The organism is Paenibacillus sp. J31P190, assembly GCF_059692075.1.
On record NZ_JCAUAS010000010.1, the window covers coordinates 171,141 to 189,449 of the forward strand.

Annotated in this window: 16 protein-coding genes; 12 read left to right on the forward strand and 4 right to left on the reverse strand. The window is 46.0% G+C overall.

What is annotated here, in order from left to right; translation table 11 throughout:
- Positions 1–2: 2 nt before the first annotated feature.
- From aguB to AC58U0_RS19195, 8 genes are all read left to right on the forward strand, one after another.
- Positions 3–878 carry an N-carbamoylputrescine amidase gene (aguB, locus tag AC58U0_RS19160; protein ID WP_497380566.1) on the forward strand — a complete coding sequence of 292 codons (876 nt, stop codon included), beginning with the start codon at positions 3–5 and terminating at the stop codon, positions 876–878.
- Between the two features lie 17 nt (positions 879–895).
- Complete coding sequence (locus tag AC58U0_RS19165) at positions 896–1,504, forward strand: LysE/ArgO family amino acid transporter (protein ID WP_497380567.1); 609 nt, start codon at positions 896–898, stop codon at positions 1,502–1,504.
- Positions 1,505–2,164: 660 nt separating this feature from the next.
- On the forward strand, positions 2,165–3,106 hold the full coding sequence (locus AC58U0_RS19170; RefSeq protein WP_497380568.1) for a DUF1861 family protein: 942 nt from the start codon (positions 2,165–2,167) through the stop codon (positions 3,104–3,106).
- 130 nt (positions 3,107–3,236) lie between these two features.
- Complete coding sequence (locus AC58U0_RS19175) at positions 3,237–5,531, forward strand: AraC family transcriptional regulator (RefSeq protein WP_497380569.1); 2,295 nt, start codon at positions 3,237–3,239, stop codon at positions 5,529–5,531.
- Positions 5,532–5,700: 169 nt separating this feature from the next.
- Positions 5,701–6,666: an ABC transporter permease gene (locus AC58U0_RS19180; protein WP_497380570.1), complete on the forward strand. Its 966-nt coding sequence runs from the start codon at positions 5,701–5,703 to the stop codon at positions 6,664–6,666.
- A 1-nt stretch (position 6,667) separates the two neighbouring features.
- The gene (locus AC58U0_RS19185) at positions 6,668–7,546 is read left to right on the forward strand and encodes a carbohydrate ABC transporter permease (protein ID WP_497380571.1); all 879 of its coding nucleotides are present in this window, start codon (positions 6,668–6,670) and stop codon (positions 7,544–7,546) included.
- Between the two features lie 52 nt (positions 7,547–7,598).
- Complete coding sequence (locus tag AC58U0_RS19190; protein WP_497380572.1) at positions 7,599–9,146, forward strand: extracellular solute-binding protein; 1,548 nt, start codon at positions 7,599–7,601, stop codon at positions 9,144–9,146.
- 368 nt (positions 9,147–9,514) lie between these two features.
- Entirely contained in the window at positions 9,515–9,949 is a 435-nt protein-coding gene (locus AC58U0_RS19195; protein WP_497380573.1) for a YkvA family protein, read from the forward strand.
- 186 nt (positions 9,950–10,135) lie between these two features.
- Here AC58U0_RS19195 and AC58U0_RS19200 read toward each other — a convergent pair whose 3' ends face one another.
- Complete coding sequence (locus AC58U0_RS19200; protein WP_497380575.1) at positions 10,136–11,206, reverse strand: branched-chain amino acid aminotransferase; 1,071 nt, start codon at positions 11,204–11,206, stop codon at positions 10,136–10,138.
- Positions 11,207–11,332: 126 nt separating this feature from the next.
- Between AC58U0_RS19200 and AC58U0_RS19205 the strand changes: the two genes are divergently transcribed.
- Together AC58U0_RS19205 and AC58U0_RS19210 are read left to right on the forward strand one after the other, a co-directional pair.
- Positions 11,333–12,208, forward strand: coding sequence for a LysR family transcriptional regulator (locus tag AC58U0_RS19205; protein WP_497380577.1), 876 nt, complete (start codon positions 11,333–11,335; stop codon positions 12,206–12,208).
- Between the two features lie 83 nt (positions 12,209–12,291).
- Positions 12,292–13,296 carry a TRM11 family SAM-dependent methyltransferase gene (locus AC58U0_RS19210; protein WP_497380578.1) on the forward strand — a complete coding sequence of 335 codons (1,005 nt, stop codon included), beginning with the start codon at positions 12,292–12,294 and terminating at the stop codon, positions 13,294–13,296.
- Between the two features lie 2 nt (positions 13,297–13,298).
- On the opposite strand, the gene AC58U0_RS19215 is transcribed toward AC58U0_RS19210, so the two are convergent.
- Positions 13,299–13,907, reverse strand: a complete 609-nt coding sequence (locus tag AC58U0_RS19215) for a DUF3298 and DUF4163 domain-containing protein (protein ID WP_497380579.1) — start codon at positions 13,905–13,907, stop codon at positions 13,299–13,301.
- Between the two features lie 962 nt (positions 13,908–14,869).
- Positions 14,870–15,037 carry a hypothetical protein gene (locus AC58U0_RS19220; protein WP_156390057.1) on the reverse strand — a complete coding sequence of 56 codons (168 nt, stop codon included), beginning with the start codon at positions 15,035–15,037 and terminating at the stop codon, positions 14,870–14,872.
- A 297-nt stretch (positions 15,038–15,334) separates the two neighbouring features.
- On the opposite strand from AC58U0_RS19220, the gene AC58U0_RS19225 reads away from it, so the two are divergent.
- Positions 15,335–15,904: a pyridoxamine 5'-phosphate oxidase family protein gene (locus AC58U0_RS19225; protein WP_497380580.1), complete on the forward strand. Its 570-nt coding sequence runs from the start codon at positions 15,335–15,337 to the stop codon at positions 15,902–15,904.
- A gap of 12 nt (positions 15,905–15,916) precedes the next feature.
- Here AC58U0_RS19225 and AC58U0_RS19230 read toward each other — a convergent pair whose 3' ends face one another.
- Positions 15,917–16,309, reverse strand: coding sequence for an acyl-CoA thioesterase (locus AC58U0_RS19230; protein ID WP_497380581.1), 393 nt, complete (start codon positions 16,307–16,309; stop codon positions 15,917–15,919).
- A 198-nt stretch (positions 16,310–16,507) separates the two neighbouring features.
- Between AC58U0_RS19230 and fumC the strand changes: the two genes are divergently transcribed.
- Positions 16,508–17,899: a class II fumarate hydratase gene (gene fumC / locus AC58U0_RS19235; protein ID WP_497380582.1), complete on the forward strand. Its 1,392-nt coding sequence runs from the start codon at positions 16,508–16,510 to the stop codon at positions 17,897–17,899.
- Positions 17,900–18,309: the final 410 nt, after the last annotated feature.

The following is an 18,309-nucleotide window of genomic DNA, read 5'->3' on the forward strand; positions in this document are numbered from 1 at the left end:
CATTGAGAAATGTCACAGTAGCAGCAACACAAATGAGCTGTTCCGATAATATAGAAGAAAATATTCGCAAAGCAGAGACTTTGGTTCGTCAAGCAGCCGCGAAGGGCGCTCAAATTATTTTGATCCAAGAGCTGTTTGAGACACCGTATTTCTGCCAAAAAGAGAAGTCCGACTACTATCATTACGCGACGGAGCTGGAGAACAACAAAGCGATCAAACATTTCCGCGAAATTGCTAAGGAGCTTAAGGTCGTACTGCCGATAAGCTTTTATGAGAAAAAGAATTATGCACGCTACAACTCGTTAGCTGTCATTGATGCAGATGGTGAAGTGCTTGGCCTTTATCGCAAAAGTCATATCCCTGACGGTCCGGGGTATGAGGAGAAGTTCTATTTTAACCCTGGCGATACCGGGTTCAAGGTTTGGAAAACACGCTATGCCAAAATCGGCGTAGGCGTATGTTGGGATCAATGGTACCCAGAAGCTGCAAGGGTTATGGCATTGATGGGTGCAGAGCTGCTGTTCTACCCGACCGCTATCGGCTCCGAGCCGCAGGATGGTTCGATCGATTCTAAGGATCACTGGCAAATGTGCATGCGCGGCCACGCCGCGGCGAACTTGATGCCGGTTATCGCGTCGAATCGCATCGGTAAGGAAGAAGATGAGGAATCCAGCATCAACTTCTATGGTTCGTCTTTCATCGCAGGCCCGCAGGGCAATATGATTGAGGAAGCTGGCCGCAGTGAGGAAACGGTGCTTGTTGCTGAATTTGACCTCGATCAGCTGGAAGTTCAGCGTATCGAGTGGGGCATTTTCCGTGACCGCCGTCCGGATCTGTATAAGAAGATTGCTACGTATGATGGTGAGCAAGTACTGTAATCAAGATGCTCATTCCGTTGTTGAAAGGAATTGTACTAGGGCTCTCGATCGCTGCACCGGTCGGGCCCATCGGTATTTTATGTATACGAAGAACGATCACATTAGGCAGACTGCATGGCTTTTTGTCAGGATTGGGAGCTGCGTCGGCTGACGCTTTCTACGGCTTCATCGCCGGTTTCGGTCTCACGCTGATAACCAGCTTCCTGCTTGACCAAAAGGTGCTGCTGCAAGCGGTCGGTGGCTTGTTCTTATGTTATTTGGGCGTGCGGACCTTCCGCTCTAAGCCTGCTGCCGAGGCAGCCAAAGCCTCAGGTAATACACTTTTCAGATCGTACGCCTCCACACTGATGCTGACCATTACGAATCCGATGACTATTATGTCTTTTCTTGGCGCTTTTGCTGGTTTGGGAATGGGCGGCTCACAGACAGGCATTGCTTCAGCTGTTGCCCTGGTGATCGGCGTTTTCGTAGGCTCCGCCTTATGGTGGCTTGCGCTAAGTACTGTGATTGGCATGCTTCGAGATCGCATTCATGTTTCGGCTTTTCGTTGGATCAACCGAATATCGGGTGTCATATTAACCGTGTTTGGCTTGGTAGCCATCATAGGGCTGCTCCTTGGGGAGTAGCCCTTTTTTTTGACTAGATTTTATGCCAAACCGGAAGCTTGACTCTGATTTCATTGTCGAACAAAAGCTGTGGCGATGGTGGGAACCGCTCATTTTAGGCAACGCCTGCAGGGTTCGGAAGCAGCAAACGGAACTACGATGCCCTTATTTACCCAATATCCAGCTTTTTTGAGCGTAAAGGGAACATGGAGGCGCTATTTTGCCATTTTTGATTGAAATACCTCTTTCGGAGGAGAAATAAGGTCCTGTCGTTCCGTTTAACTAGTTAAATAGCGATTTTCTGCAAAATAGCGCTTCTACGTTCCCTTTCATGAGGTTTGTGGATTGGGGAATGGCATCCAGTGCCCAATTTGGCCCCTGCGCCTTCCCCACGAGCTTGCCCAGCACCTGCCCTGCCAGCCTGCCCCGCCATCAGTCAAGCCTACCACCTGCACCGGCCACCCGCACCCGCCCCCCGAAGAACAGGCACATAACAAGGTTATTTTGAACTTACGAGGAATTGGATTTAGTGATTGATGCTAAATAAAGAAAAATAGCGAGCATCTATAAAAATCAACAATTGTAAATTCTCAATACTCATTCCTGAAAATCGAAATTTACTTTTCGCTATGCCTATTTTATGATCAAAAACATCACAAATAGGAATGGGGAGAAGGTACATTGACACTTTCTTTGCGTAACGAAGTAAAGTCCTCCAAGCAGCTGTTAGAGGACTTTAACAAGAAAGCTTACGGTGCGGAAAAGCTTGTTTTCGCAGGCGTTGGCGAGAAGGATGTATACAATATTGCGGCTCCTTTTATGGACGGTGGCGAGATGGTTCTTGCTGGTCGTGTGGAGTCCCGTGATTCAGAGCGTTCAGAGGTTATGTTTTTCGTGAATCGCGGCGGTACATGGATACCGAGGGCAGAGACCGTATCCTTTGGTTTACAGGACCCCTTTTTCACGTTTATCTCCGGGGAGTTAGTTTTCGGTGGTGTAGAGGTCGTCTTTGATACGGAGAATCCTAAGCATGTCGTAACATGGCGCACCTTGTTCTATAAGGGGACTGATATACAAGATTTAACTTACTTTGCCTGCGGTCCTGATCACATGAAAGATATCCGACTAATAGAGTATGCAAACGGTCGAATAGGTGTATTTACACGGCCATTTGGTGTTGAAGGAGCCCGGGCTGTTATTGGTTATACAGAAATTGAAAAGCTCGAAGATTTGAATGAAGCCGTGATCGATGAAGCTCCTGTATTCACGGATCAGTTTATGAAGGATGAATGGGGAGGCGTGAATGAAGTACACTTGTTAAAGAACGGACTCGCGGGTGTACTTGGTCACATCTCTTACATGGAAGAAGGCGAGATTCGCCACTACCATGCCATGACGTTTGCTTTCGATCCGAAGAGTTCGGAAAGAAGTCCCATTAAGATCATCGCAACGCGTGATCAATTTCCGCTAGGACCTGCCAAGAGAAATGATCTCATCGATGTGATTTTCAGCGGGGGTCTTCATCGCTTGGAGGATGGAAAGGCAATGCTGTATGCAGGTGTAAGCGATGCAGAAGCACATAGACTGCTTATTGATGATCCATTCGAGGAATACGAAAAATAGGTAAGAACATGGCTCCTCCTGATTGTCGATCAGGTGGGGCTTTTTGCTGATTTTTAAAATAGAGTCAGCTTTTTCAAGGATGCTATAATGTAGGGGGATGAGTTATGATGGAGTCAAGGGGGACTACATCATGGGATTTTTAAAGCGTATTCAACACTATCGCGTATATAGAAGACTAATATTGTCCTACTTGTTCTTAATTATGGTGACCATCGGTCTATTATGCACCATTTTATATTCGATGTTTTCAAATAGAGCAGTCAAGGAAATTGATCTCTCTTCGCGAGAAATGCTTTCGCAAGTAAGTTATACGGCGAATGTGGTTTTTGAACAAGTGCAAAACATTACGAACCAATTGATGAGTGATAACCAGATTATCACCTTCATGTATGCCAATGATGATGATAAAGTCGCGAATTATAATGCTAATCTTCTATTATCGAAGATGCAAAGCGTTTATCCTTTCTTAGCCAATATCAGCATTTATAATTTCACCAATAAGGCTTATGTTGATGTTGCTTCTCTGCCTCCAGACCCGCAAATGGGGGAAAGAAGACAAACCGGTTATCTTGGCTTTTATCCTCGTAAAGTTCTAGATGGAAATGGCCATCCGTTACAATTACTAACGTTCAAAATTATTCCTGAACCTGTCTTCTCTGGGGCAACCAAGTCGGCCATCGTACTCGATTTAAAAGAGACATATATTCAGAATACGATGAGCAGTATTAGCCGTTCGTCCAGCAATACAAGTACCTTTGTTATGGATTCAAAAGGCACCGTGATCTCTCATTCGAATGCTGAGCAATTTATGAAAAACTTCTCGGATAACGATTATGTTCAACGTATTTTATCAGAGGAGGGAAGTCATGGCAGCTTTGTTCAATCACTTGAACATCATAAATTTCTCATTACTTATGTGAAGTCGGAAAAATTGGATTGGGTGTTTGTTAGCGCTCGCCCTTATGATCAATTGCTTTCGAACATTTATGAGCTTCGTAATTGGACGCTCCTTATTGCGCTATTTCTTTTCATTACAGGGGCTTGTATCTCATTAATTGTAACTGGTAACCTGTATAACCCAATCAAAGCACTAGTAGACAAGGTAACGGAGAGTGGAACTTCTGAAGGCAAATCACTTCTCCGGTTGGATGAGTACAAGTTGTTATCAGAGGCATTCTCTAACTCCATACAGGTGACTAAATCGATGGAAGTGATGCTGTCACGCTCTTCTGATTTACTGAAGAACGGCTATATGTATAACATGCTGAAGGGACATTTACAGTCATCTGGCTATAAAGGGGATATTGAACAGCAGTTGCTTTCTCGTATGCAAGGTCCTTATTTTGCCGTTATTCAGTTTCAAATTGATCAATACCCTAGTTTTAAGAACACGTTCAGCGCTCTTGACAGGGAACTCATTCGTTTCGCCATAAGCAATATTGCACAAGAGATGCTCGGCAAGATCTATCGAACGGATCAGGTTATTCTCGAAGAAAATGAAATAACGATGATTATTCAATTGGAGCAGTCTTCACCGGATATGCAGTTATATTACATTCTGAATGAAATTCAAGCGACTGTTAAAGACTATTACAAGACATCTATATCGGTAAGTATTGGTGATACAGTGTCGGCTATTGGAGACATAGAGCGCTCGTATCGATCTACACAAAGGTATATGTCATTGAAGCTGTTTTGGGGATATGGCAGCTTGCTTGATGCGATGAAATCTATCGTTCCTGGCGAATCTATTCGTTACCCAGCAGCAATGGAACGCAAAATCATTGATGCCATCAAGCTTTGTCAGCCCAAAACCATTCAAAAAGAGATCGCGGAATGGACCTCCCTATTATCCCGCAGCGGTTCTCCGTCACTAACGTTACAGTATGCAAGCTTTTTACATCTGGCTATCACGCGAGAATTTGAAAGTATTGTGGAATGGTGGGATGCTGATCCCAAGGAGCTATATTTGGCTTTGAATGAACTTCCACAGGCGGAAACGTTGGATGAAATTCAAAACATGATGAAGCTTTTTTGCTTTCGAATTGTAGATATGATCGAAGAAAATAAAACGAGTTTGGCCGCTTTGAAGAACTCCAAGGTGATTGAAGAGGTTAAGCTATATTTACAGCAGCACTACCACGACCCTAATCTCTCACTTGAGATCGTATCGGATCAGGTAGGACTAACTTCGGGTTACATTGGTAAAATGTTCAAAAGTATGGTGGGCACATCTTTTAATGATCATGTTACACATATTCGCATGGAGCAGGCAAAAACACTGTTGGCAGGAACGAGCGATAGCGTTGCTCAAATTGGCGAGCAAGTCGGAATTTACAATGTTTCTTATTTTTCAACGCTATTTAAGAAAAAATACGGCGTTACGCCCTCACGCTATCGTGAACAACATCAACAAAATACGTAAAAAATAGGACGATTGGGGCTCTAACCGGCACTCAATCGTCTTTTTTGATAGCATATCTTATTTTTAATAAGCCGAAACACGAATTATTGAAAAGAGTACGAATACTCGAAATTTACAACGCTGGTGCAATCTCCTATGCTGTAGTCAACCCGAAAGTGAGAGGTGCTGTATGCAGACACGAACATCCATGAAAAAAAAGAGCGTTTCCACAATCAAAAAGAAAACTGGAGTACTGCAAGAACTTTTCATCAATCGGTTCTCCTACTTATTAATTGTCCCTGCCCTCCTATATGTTTTTATTTTCTCGTATGCCACTTATCCCTACCTCTTGATAGCCTTTCAACATTTTAATTACCAGAAGGGTGTGTTTGGCAGTGAGTGGATCGGCTTCAAAAATTTCGAATTTTTCTTTAAGACAAGCGATGCGATGCTGATTACCATAAATACGGTGAAGTTAAATGTCATGTTTCTTATCGCCGGCACCATTAGCGCAGTATTCATCGCGATCTTATTTAACGAAATAAGAAGCCGCTTGTTTCAACGATTCGCACAAACAACGATGATATTTCCGAATTTTCTTTCATGGATTATTGTCAGCTACATGATGTACGGACTTTTTTCCACAGATTTTGGAATGATCAATCAGATGCTTACTTTCTTCGGGATGGAAACCGTGAACTGGTACACGAAAGCGGAGGCCTGGCCATGGATTCTCGTGGTTATGAAGATTTGGAAAGAAGCGGGAATGGGCTCGATCATTTATTTGGCAGCGATCACTGGCATCGATCATTCGCTTTATGAATCTGCTGAAATCGATGGAGCTACAAGATGGGACAAAATTTGGAGGATTACAATGCCTCTCTTGGCACCGACAATTGCGATATTGACCTTACTAAACTTAGGCAAAATCTTCTATGGGGACTTCGGCATGATCTATGCCATCATCGGCGATAATGGTGTGTTGTATCCAACGACAGATGTTATTGATACGTATGTGTTTCGATCGCTTCGTCAAATAGGAGATCCATCTAATGCAGCGGCTGTAGGCTTGTTCCAATCAACAGTAGGTTTAGTGCTTGTTTTCGTCGCGAATTGGTTTACCCGTAGATATTTCAAGGAAGGGGCGCTTTATTAAGATGAAGACAATGAAACGCTTCGACACGGCGGGGATGTTGATCTATATTGTGCTAGCCATCTATGCGCTCCTATGTATTCTGCCTATGTTTCTTACGGTGATGGTATCCATATCGGATGAAAACAGCATTATTCGGCACGGTTATCAGCTGATTCCAGAGCATTTTTCATTAGAAGCTTATCGCACTTTACTCAACAATAAAACCGTATTGCTCAAGAGCTATCTGGTGACGATTACGGTAACCGTGGTCGGCAGCCTGATCGCTGTGATTATCACGGCCATGGCTGCTTATACGCTCTCCAATCCGAAGGTGAAATATCGCGCAGGACTTAATTTATACTTTTTTATTACACTGCTTTTTAACGGCGGTTTGGTTCCATGGTATATCATGTGTAAAAAGTTAGGGCTGGTAGATAATCTATTTGCTCTTATTGTTCCTATGCTGCTATTCAATGCATTCAATATGTTTCTAGTACGCAACTTTATGGAAGCACTGCCAGGTGCGCTTAGGGAATCAGCCTATATGGATGGAGCTAATGATGTACGAATTGCTTTTCAGATTTACTTGCCCTTATGCGTTCCCGTACTAGCGACCATTCTTCTTTTCTATGCGCTCGCCTACTGGAACGATTGGTTTAATGCGATCATGTTAGTCGATGATAAGAGCTTATACCCTCTGCAGTATGTTTTATTTAAAATCCGATCCAACATTGAAATGCTCAGCATGATTCCGGTAGGCGCAAGCAGTCAGTATACCGCTCCAGCGGAATCCGCCAAGATGGCAACAGTCGTGATAACACTTGGCCCTATCGTGTTTTTATACCCATTTCTTCAACGATATTTTGTCAAAGGACTTATCGTAGGTTCAGTTAAAGGTTGATATTTTCCTCGGAAGAGGTTTATATAAGATTAACTCAAAGGGAGAGGGTCAAATGAAAAAGCTATCCATGGTGTCAATATCTAGTCTGTTGGCAGTATCCTTTATGGCAGGCTGCGGAGCAACAAGTGAAAAGCCTGAAGCTTCTGCATCGGCAAAAACAGAAGACAAGAGTGTCAAAGAATCGGCAAAACCAGCAGAAGTCGTCACTTTGAAATATGTGTTACCCGGAAATGAACCCAAAGAGTGGGCTGCCGTAAAAGACGCTGTAGATAAGAAGCTGCAAGCAGACGGTGTAAATGTGAAAATCGTCAAAGAATATATTGACTGGGGAGCTTGGGAACAAAAGCTGAACCTCAAGCTTTCAACTGGTGAAGATTTTGATATGTTCCACGTCATGAATGACTGGATTTCTTTGGCCAATTATATTGGTCGCGGAGCTGTCAAAGATGTTGGACCCGAGGTTGCCAAATATGGGCCGGAGTTAAAGAAAGCTATACCTGATTCCGTTTGGAGCGGTGTACAAAAAGACGGAAAAACGTTCGGTATTCCATCCTATTGGTATGAACCTGCCGTTGACGGTTCCTTTACGGCGAATCGCATCTTGTTGAATCAAGCTGGTGTCACGGATGTTCCTAAGACCCAGGAAGAAATGCTTGCAGCTATGGAAAAAGTAATGGCAACAGATCATGGCGCTTCCAAGCCGTATCTTCCTATTCGCGGCGGACTACGTGATGCATCCGATGTGCTGCACCGAGCGTATGACTCATATCCGTTTGCAGTGAAAGATAAAATTGCTTTCATTGATAAAGACGGCAAAGTTAAGAGCTGGGCTGAAACAGAAGAATTTAAAAAGGATTCGGCTTTCTTCCGTACAGCTTACCAGAAAAAGCTTACAAACCCAGATATTCTCGTTGTTAAGCAAGAGCAAATCGATAAGCAAATCAATAGCGCCATATATCCATTTTTATTCGGTACACCAAATAACGTTAACGAAATGAAAAAGACATATCCAAACATGAAAGACGATGATTTTACACTTCAACGGTTAAATCCGGATAAACCGCATTACAGAATGTTTAACGCGAAGAACGTTAATGCTGTAGCTGCGAACAGCAAACATCCGGAAGCTGCTGTACAGTTCTTGAATTGGTTATATACCTCCCAGGAAAATTATGATTTGTTCATGTATGGGATTGAAGGCAAAACATACAAAAAAGTCGGCGATCGCGGCATTGAAAACCTGAAGGATGCTGACGGTAAGACGAATCTCTATTTGCAGGAAGACTGGATGATCGGGAACCTAAAGTATATTCGTATCGATCCCAATACGTTAAGCGCTAACAAAGCTTTGTTCGTCGCAGATCCGAATGCGAAAACATTCTTCGCAGCAGACTTCTTCTTCGATCCGACTGCGGTTAAATCTGAGATGTCTAATATTCAGGCTGTTTATACATCGGATATTATGCCTATCTACGATGGGGTGATCGACTATGATCAGAAGAGCAAAGCAGCTATTGATAAGCTAAAAGCAGCAGGTATTGATAAAGTAATAGCTGAGTATCAAAAACAATTAGATGCTTATAAAGCGTCCAAAAAATAATGAACTACGGTGGGCTACTCCAAAAAGAAAAACTGGAGTAGCCTCATCTATGAATGAAGGGAATATAAACATGTATCGAGATGGTAAGTGGGAATGGGATTTTATTTAGAATTTTGTTGGAACTAGGTCGGAGAGAAGTCACTCTTCGGTCTAGTTCTTTTTTCTTCATGGACTCCTTGCATATGTGCTCAATTCTGTGACAAAATCAACATAGACTCACTAAGTGAGGAGCAAGCTTAGAAACGGGAGTTTCTTGGCGTAGGGCTGAGCACATTAACGGCATAGCACATATGAGTATCATCAGGGGATGCTTGATTTCTGTTTTATATGGGTTATATATATATATAAATGATTGGAGTGATCGTGCGATGGACTCTTCCAAATATCAGAAATATTTCTCACCTGACGGCTTCTGGTGGAAATTGAAAAAGGGTGCCAAAAAGGCAGGCAGCAAAGTCATTTACAGCGGACTGCTGCTCTTCTACGCATTAGAAAGTCCGAAAACACCGCTAAGAGCAAAGGTTCAAATCTACGGCGCACTGGGATATCTCATTTTGCCGCTGGATATCTTGCCTGATTTGCTGCCGATTGTTGGATATGTAGATGATTTAAGCGCTATGGGGTTAGCGCTGGCATCAGTCGCAAGGAGTATCGATGACGATGTGAAGCGCAAAGCGAAGAAAAAGCTAAGGGATCTTCTCGGTGATGATGTGATGAACAGCAAGGATATTATCGATATTGATGGGCAGCTCGTTGAGCAGAAAGAGAAGGAATCAGAGCGTGATGAGCAGTCAGCCAAATAGGTCACTACTCTGACTGTCCCTGAACTGTTCGCACACACATGTATGGCAAAGCGTTAGCTGCTCCAAGTAATCTAAAGGCCTAAGGAGCTACTATATAGCCTCCACATGAAAAAAGACACCCGCGAGGTGTCTTTTTTGCTAATCTCAACTCAGGACGGCGTAAATTGATTTCTTTGCAGGATGCGTCTAACAAGAAATCGTCCACCCGTAAGAATCCTCCATCCTTCCGTATTGAATCTCGGTAATTGTATCGTAAAGCCGACGAACCAGATCACCAATGTTTCCTTGGTTAATCACCATAGGCGTACCTTTCCACAGGAGACTGCCAATAGGGGACACGACGGCAGCCGTACCGGTACCGAAGGCCTCCTCCAGGGTTCCGTTCTCGTAGGCTAGAACAATCTCATCGATCGAGATTTTCCGCTCTGTAACTGGAATCCCCCATTCCTTTAGTAGGTGAATGATGCTGTTTCGCGTGATACCATCCAGAATACTGCCGCTAAGACTTGGGGTCACAACTTCCCCGTTGATTTTGAAAAAGACATTCATGCTGCCGGCTTCTTCTATATAAATCTTTTCGATGGCATCCAGCCAGAGCACTTGCGCGCAGTTGTGTTCTTTGGCGAGGGCTTGTGCTTTGAGGGTTGCAGCGTAATTGCCAGCTGTTTTGGCATTGCCCGTACCACCTTGAACGGCCCTGGCATATTGGCTTTCTACAAGGATGTTGATAGGCTGAAGCCCTTCCTCATAATAGGAGTCTACCGGCGACATAATGATTACGAACGAATAGCGCGATGAGGCACGTACGCCTAGGCCTGCTTCGGTAGCTATTACAAAAGGACGAATATATAAAGAGGACCCCTTTTTTCGGGGCACCCATTCGGCATCCACACGAACGAGGGTTTGAATGGCGCCTACGACGAAATTCTCATCCATTTGCGGCATTTGCAGCCGGTCGCTGGAACGGTTTAGTCGCTGTGCATTTTGGTCGGGTCGAAATAAAACAATCGCATCCTTTTCCGTGCGAAAAGCCTTTAACCCCTCGAACACGGCTTGCCCATAATGAAAAACCATCGCTGAAGGGTCATGGGAAATAGGCCCATAAGGAATAATACGCGGATCATGCCAGCCCTTTCCTTCCTCGAAATCCATCATAAACATATGATCAGTAAAATGACGTCCAAATCCTAAGTCCTCTTCAAAACGGGGCTTTGCTTTACAACTCAGGTTTTGTTCGATTCGAATCTGTCCATACATCGCCATCAACCACCTTTTCGAATGTGCTTGCTTGTTATCGTTACTATAGTTAAATAACAATCATTGATCAATTGCGAATAATCAATTACCATCATAGTTAATAACTATGATCGGAGGCATACCAAGATGGAGCATCGGTTGTTGGAATACTTTTTAGCGGTATGCGAAGAACTTCACTTCACGAAGGCAGCGGAAAAGCTTGGCATCAGCCAACCCACACTTAGCCAACAGATTCGTCTTTTGGAGCATCGGGTAGGATCACCTCTTTTTCAGCGAATCGGAAAAAAGATTTACGTCACAGAAGCGGGAGAGATCCTTCATAAACACAGCAGGAACATGTTCCATGAGTTGAATCAAGCTCAGGCGGCCATTAATGAGATCCAAGGTATGCAGCGGGGACGGCTGCGTATTGGCTGCTCTGGTAATCATTTACTCACCGCGACGATTATTGCTTTCCATGCTCTTTACCCGAAAATTGAGCTATCTGTGACAGAACTCGCTACCGAGGAGACGAAAGAGCGACTGCTGAGCAACCAGCTTGACATTGGTGTTGTTTTCCTGCCTGATGAAGATGAACAGTTTCATTACATCCCGTTGTACAAGGAACAGCTGCGGCTTGTTATTTCGGACAAGCATCCGCTTGCTCAGGCGAAAACTATTCGTTTGGCGGATTTAGTCCAGCTTCCAGTCGCTATGCTCCAGAAAAAGTTTTATGTTCGTCAAATGATGGATGATTGCTGTGAGCAGTCTGGTTTTGTATGGAAGCCAGCGATAGAGCTCTCGACTCTGGAGTCACTGCTTCAGATGGCTAAAAACAATGTAGAAGGCGGAGCTATATTGCCGAGGTCGTATGTGGACAGTATCCGCAAAGGCGGCATTCGAAGCATCCCGATTATTGACCCGATTCCCCAGAAGGATGTCGGCCTTGTGTATCGTAAGGATATGTTCCTATGTAAGACAACGGATATGTTTATGAAGCAGTTGATGCAGCAGTTTTTGTAGCTGTTTGGCGTTAGGTGCCGGGAAAACGGAAATTTAAAGGCAAAACTGATTAGGCATTTAACATGTAAAATGAGGGATGAAGCATGGAACATATATACGTATACGCCTGCCACGAAGACGAGCAGGCGCTGTGTCAGTTAGAGCTGCGCACCTTACTGGGCGCAGAGACAGTGCTTGGCGCGCGCTACGCGGTTAGCGCGCGTCGTGTGGAGCCGAGCCGCAGCCCGTTTCTAAAGCTGCGGCTGGATGTGTTGCTCGAGGCCGGCAGCTTGCCGGAGCTGGCCTCGTTGGTGGCAACGTTGACCGTGCAGGGGTCAACGTTCAAGGTTGCGTTCGCGGAGACAGACGCTGCGGTCAGCTCTGACCGCCAGCGCGAGGTCGCTCGCGAGATAGGCCGGCATCTTCGCGGCAAAGCCGAGATGCGACGGCCGGAGCAATGGTTCGCCGTAACGGAGCTGGGAGGCCGATGGTTGTTCGGCCACTGCAGCTACGGCGAAGCCGTGTGGCTTCAGCATCAGCAGAAGCCGCAGAACTACTCCACCGCCCTGAGTACGCGCGTAGCGCGGGCGGTGGTGAACATTGCCGTGCCCATTGTTGCGGGCACGAAGGCCATTGACCCGTGCTGCGGCATCGGCACGGTGCTGGTGGAGGCGATGTCGATGGGGATCGACATCGTGGGCTATGACATTAACCCGCTGGCAGTGCGCGGCGCGCGGGTGAATCTCGACCACTTCGGCATGCCGAACGTGGTAAGCATCGCAGATATGCTGACCCTAGGCTTGGTAGGTGAGGTGGTTTCGTCACCGACCAGCCCTGGACGCATAGGCGAGCAGGTGACTGAGTCACCGACCAGCCCGCTGGTCCGCTATGATGCGCTCATCCTAGACATGCCGTATAATCTCTGCTCGAAGCTGCCAGAGGACGAGCAATTGCAAATGCTCCAAAGCGCCCGACAATTAGCGAAGCGCGCGGTTATCGTTACAACGGAGCAGATCGATCCGCTCATCGTGCAAGCAGGATTTCGCATTGCAGAGCGCTGCACCGTCAATAAAGGTAACTTCAGCAGACAAATTATCGTCTGCGTCTAGCACTAATAAAGCATTTTACCAAGCGGACCATCTTCAGCGATGATATCCTGGATGGCATACACAGAAATAGGGAAATACAAAAATCCGTAGACATAAGCGGCTAGCTCATACACTTGAAAATAAACGACCAATGCCTTATCGGCAATATAAAAATCCTGATCTGGTCTAATACTATTAAATTCTACCAACAAAGGAATATCCCGTGTTTTAAGCTCAGCTTTAATTATGGCACTAAGCCTGGTAACGTAATCGCTGCCGGGCTTAAACAGATCTTTAAGCGCATAGGCTTTGCCTGATTCCGTGTTGAAGGTCAGTGCATTTTGGATCGTTAGTCCATGGGCTCCGCCCGAAAAAGCATAATTCCATAAGGTCAAGCTAAGGATGCCGCGTTCATTCGTCTTAAGCTCATAATGGGCCGTCACGTCTGTCTGCGGATTTTGCGGATAGCCTTGCTCACGAAGCTGCTTATTAACCGCGTTAACAATCGCTGTGTTCATTGCAAGCTCTGCCGTGTAAGGCGTATGCTTCACAACAGCTGGGTAGAGCAGGTTTAATTTATCACGAAGCACTTTGTACGTCTGTATACTAACAGGTTCATCTAATCCGTTCATTTTCATCATCCATCCATACGTTTTTGCTACAATTTATTCCGTGGGTGGGCGTTTGGTTCAATGTTCTCGGGAATGTTGGGGAATAAGAGTCTCCAAAGGCTCCTATTTCAGAATAAAATACAACAAACACAAGAATAGAAGCCTCCAAAGACTTCTATTTCCCCCCACATACCCACCCAAATCCCCTTTTTTCGAAAATAAGAGTCTCGAAAAGCTTCTATTTTGATCAAAAGGGATGAAAATAGAGAAATAGCAGTCTCTGGAGGCTCTTATTTCGCCGAGCGTGATACGGTGGAGTAAAGAATTAGAAAAGCGGAGAAATTGGATGGTACAAGAGGAAATGGAGAAGTAGAAGGATGGAGGGATGTAGCTGTACTAGAGAAGTGGAAAAGTAGTTGTGTGCAGAAATGAGTAGCTGCAGTGTGGGTTAGAGAAGTAGAAGAGTGGGCAATAGGCGGTACAAGAGGGAGTAGAGCTGTAGAAGGATGGAGGAGTGTAGCGGTATTAGTGAAGTTGAGAAATAGGGGTGCAGAAGTGAGTAGTTCAATGTAGAGAAGTAAAAGTGTGGAGGAATGGGCGGTATTGAGGAAGTAAGGAAGTAAGGAAGTAAAAGAGCGGAAGAATGTAGCTGTACTAGAAAAGTGGAAAAGTTGTTGTGTGTGGAAGTGAGTAGAGCATAGTGGAGTAGAGCAGCGAAGTTTGGAAAAGTGGTGCTTAACAAGGTGGAGTACAGAAGTAAAAGAGTAAGAGAATGGGCTGCACAAGTGTGGAAAATGGAGTAGCTAAAGCACTTTAGTGGTCGAAGCTTACAGAATAGGTTACTCAGCCTCCCAATCATTCTCTAAACCCAAAAAAAGAGCTCTTCCTCGGTCTCATAGACCATCAGGAAAAGCTCTTTTTGCAGTGCTTTATGGTTATCTAACGTTGTTAATTCTTAATCATCTAAAATGATTTGCAGCTGATTACTCCTGTGAGGACGTTTCTTCATTGGCGCTGGAGTTTGTTGCTGTACCTTGAAGCAAGGAGTTTAATTCCTCCACTTTTTGTTTAGATTCGCTATCTTCCGCGTTGGCCTGTGCGGCATTAATGCCATGGCTTACCACATCATCACTGCTGTTGGTCGTTGACATTTGAAATCACCTCCTCTAAGTTTCAGTTGATTAGTAAGTATAAGTTAACGTTGAACTTAAACTTAACGCATCAACCCTGATAAACGCACTCGTCCTAAAGGACAGCGTAAGCCGTTTATCTTTGACTAACTAAGTATGTCTCTATTTTCCAGTAAACATACAGGCTATTTATTTGATATTAGAATACAGTAGCTATATATCATAGGTAAAGACTATAAAGAATGTCTATTTTAACTATTTCACAAATATCGTAAGGGAGAGCATAATAGAAGAAAATGGAAAGGCGATGATTTGCGTATGGGGAAATCATTCGAAGCGCTGCTGCCGGAGCATGAAGCATTTATCGCGAAGCAGCATATCTTCTTTGTGGGGTCGGCACCGCTATCGGCGGAAGGGCATGTTAATCTTTCTCCGAAGGGTCATGATGTGCTGCGTATTTTATCAGCGAATGAAGTGGCCTATTTGGACTTAACCGGGAGCGGGAATGAGACAAGTGCGCATCTGGAGGAGAATGGGCGAATTACGTTGATGTTCACGGCCGTGGAAGGACCTCCGATGATACTGCGCCTGTATGGGAAGGGGCAGGTTGTTTTACCGGGGACCCCAGAGTGGGAGAAACTGTCTCCGCATTTTACGCTGCTGCCTGGAGCTCGACAAATTATCGTCGCCCAGATCCATGAGGTCAAAACATCATGCGGCTACAGCGTTCCCTTTTATAGCTATGAAGGAGAGCGGAATACCCTGCAGAATTGGGCGACGAAACAAGGCGAGCAAGGGCTGAATGACTATTGGCAACAAAAAAACGTGACAAGCATGGACGGACTGCTGACAACAATCGGTCAAAAGTTATCCACAGACACTGTGTAAGATCGCATTTTTTTATTCAAAATGTTTCCGCAACGCCTCCGGCGCTTCTCGGCTTTTACGTGTCGCGCTATCCATCGTTACGCTGGTGACAAGGGCGTCAGCACATAGCTCGCCTTGCTTGTTGAAAATCTCTTGCTTCAGCACGAAGCTGGAGCGTCCCATTTTATCAGGGCGGCAGGTAACCGTTAGTTGATCTCCCTGTTTGCATTCTTTTTTATAATTGATGGTGATGTTCACGGTAACGGTTTGAATCCCCATCGCACCAAAGGTTTCATAGGATAGCTGGGACTGCTCATACCATTCTTCGCGCCCCCATTCTAGGTACTCCAAATATTTGGCATTATTGACGTGTCCATTCACATCAATTTCCGTTGATCTGACGATGATATCAAGTTTGGATTCCATGAAAATGTGCTCCTTCTTTTACACCTGACATGGGCAGGTGTTTTTGTTCATTATAGCTCTCCTACGGGTGTGAAAACCAGTAAAAGGCTCATACTGCTCCATAATGTGGGCAAACTATGCCTTGCGTGTTTGATGATGTCACTAGATGGGTTAACTTATTTTGTTGCATATAAAGCTAGGTCCAGGAGGCGGTACATAATGGCGCAAGATTATCGCGTTGAGAAAGATACGATGGGTGAAATCAGAGTACCTGTGGATAAGTTATGGGGGGCTCAGACGCAGCGCAGCTATGAGAATTTTAAGATTGGCACGGAACGGATGCCGGTGCGGTTGATTGGGGCTTTTGCTTTGTTGAAAAAGGCCGCCGCGCAGGTGAACCGCGAGCTAGCCGGGTTAACTCCCGAGAAGGCGGAGGCGATTGCGCAGGCTGCTGATGAAATCGTGGAGGGCCGCTGGAACGACGAGTTCCCGCTCGTCGTCTGGCAGACGGGCAGCGGGACGCAGTCGAACATGAACGTCAATGAGGTGATTGCTCATCGAGGCAGCGAATTGCTGGGGGATGGGGGGGAACGCATTCATCCCAACGATGATGTGAATCGTTCGCAGAGCTCGAATGATACGTTCCCAACCGCGATGCATGTCGCTGGCGTCATCGCGGTGGAGGAGGAGCTTTTGCCTGCGATGGAGCTTCTGCAGGCTACGCTCCAGAGCAAGATGACGGCCTTCGCCGACATCGTGAAGATCGGCCGCACCCACCTGCAGGACGCCACCCCGCTCACGCTGGGGCAGGAGATTAGCGGCTGGTGGGCGATGCTGGAGCAGACGGCGCGCATGGTGCGCAGCAGCATCGATACGATGCGCGAGCTGGCTATTGGCGGCACCGCCGTCGGCACCGGGCTGAACGCGCATCCCGAGTTCGGCGCGCGCGTCGCCGAAGCTTTGTCTCGCGAGACGGGCACGCGCTTCGTCTCGGCCGCGAACAAGTATCATGCGCTGACCAGCCATGATCAGATCGTGTACGCCCACGGCGCGCTGAAGGCGCTGGCGGCGAACTTGATGAAGATAGCCAACGATGTGCGGTGGCTATCGAGCGGTCCCCGCTGCGGGATCGGTGAAATCACGATCCCGGAGAACGAGCCCGGCAGCTCGATTATGCCGGGCAAGGTCAACCCCACGCAGAGCGAAGCGATGACGATGGTCGTTTGCCAAGTGATGGGCAACGATGCGGCCATCGGCTTCGCCGCCAGCCAGGGCAACTTCGAGCTGAACGTGTTCAAGCCCGTGATCATACACAACTTCCTGCAGTCCGTGCGGCTGCTGGCTGATAGTATGCGCTCGTTCAACGACAACTGTCTCGTTGGCATGGAGCCGAATCGCGAGGTCATTCAGCGCAACCTCGAGCAATCCCTTATGCTGGTTACAGCGCTCAACCCGTATATCGGGTATGAGAAAGCGGCCAGCATCGCGAAGCAAGCCCACAAAGAAGGGCTGACGCTGAAGGAGTCAGCCGTGCGCAGCGGCTACTTAACAGCTGAGCAGTTTGACAGCTACGTGCGTCCGGAAGACATGGTGCATCCGAAGGTAACTTGAATAGTTACGGGGAGACGTTTTCAACAAAAGAGGTTGGGCCGCAGTTTAAGACTGCAGCTCAACCTCTTTTTGCGCACGTTCCAAGCCATGTCGTTTCATCTCGCCGATGGGGGGCCTTTACCAATGCAGTTGATGTGAATTTCTGTAAAACCCTGAACCATTGAAGCCACTGGAAGATAAGTATCCATGATCCGAATGGGCATTCTTAGTTCCTGAGGTGCTTAGGCTTTACCCTAACGGACACAGAAGCCTTATTCGGTGAATTTTAGGAGCAAATCGCTTTCTAACGGACACAGTAGCACTTATTTGCCCGTAATGGCGTCAAATTGGAAGAATATGATGAAATAAGGTCCACTGTGTCCGTAAGAATTGAGAAACAGCGGTTAATCAGCTAATAAGGTCTCTAGTGT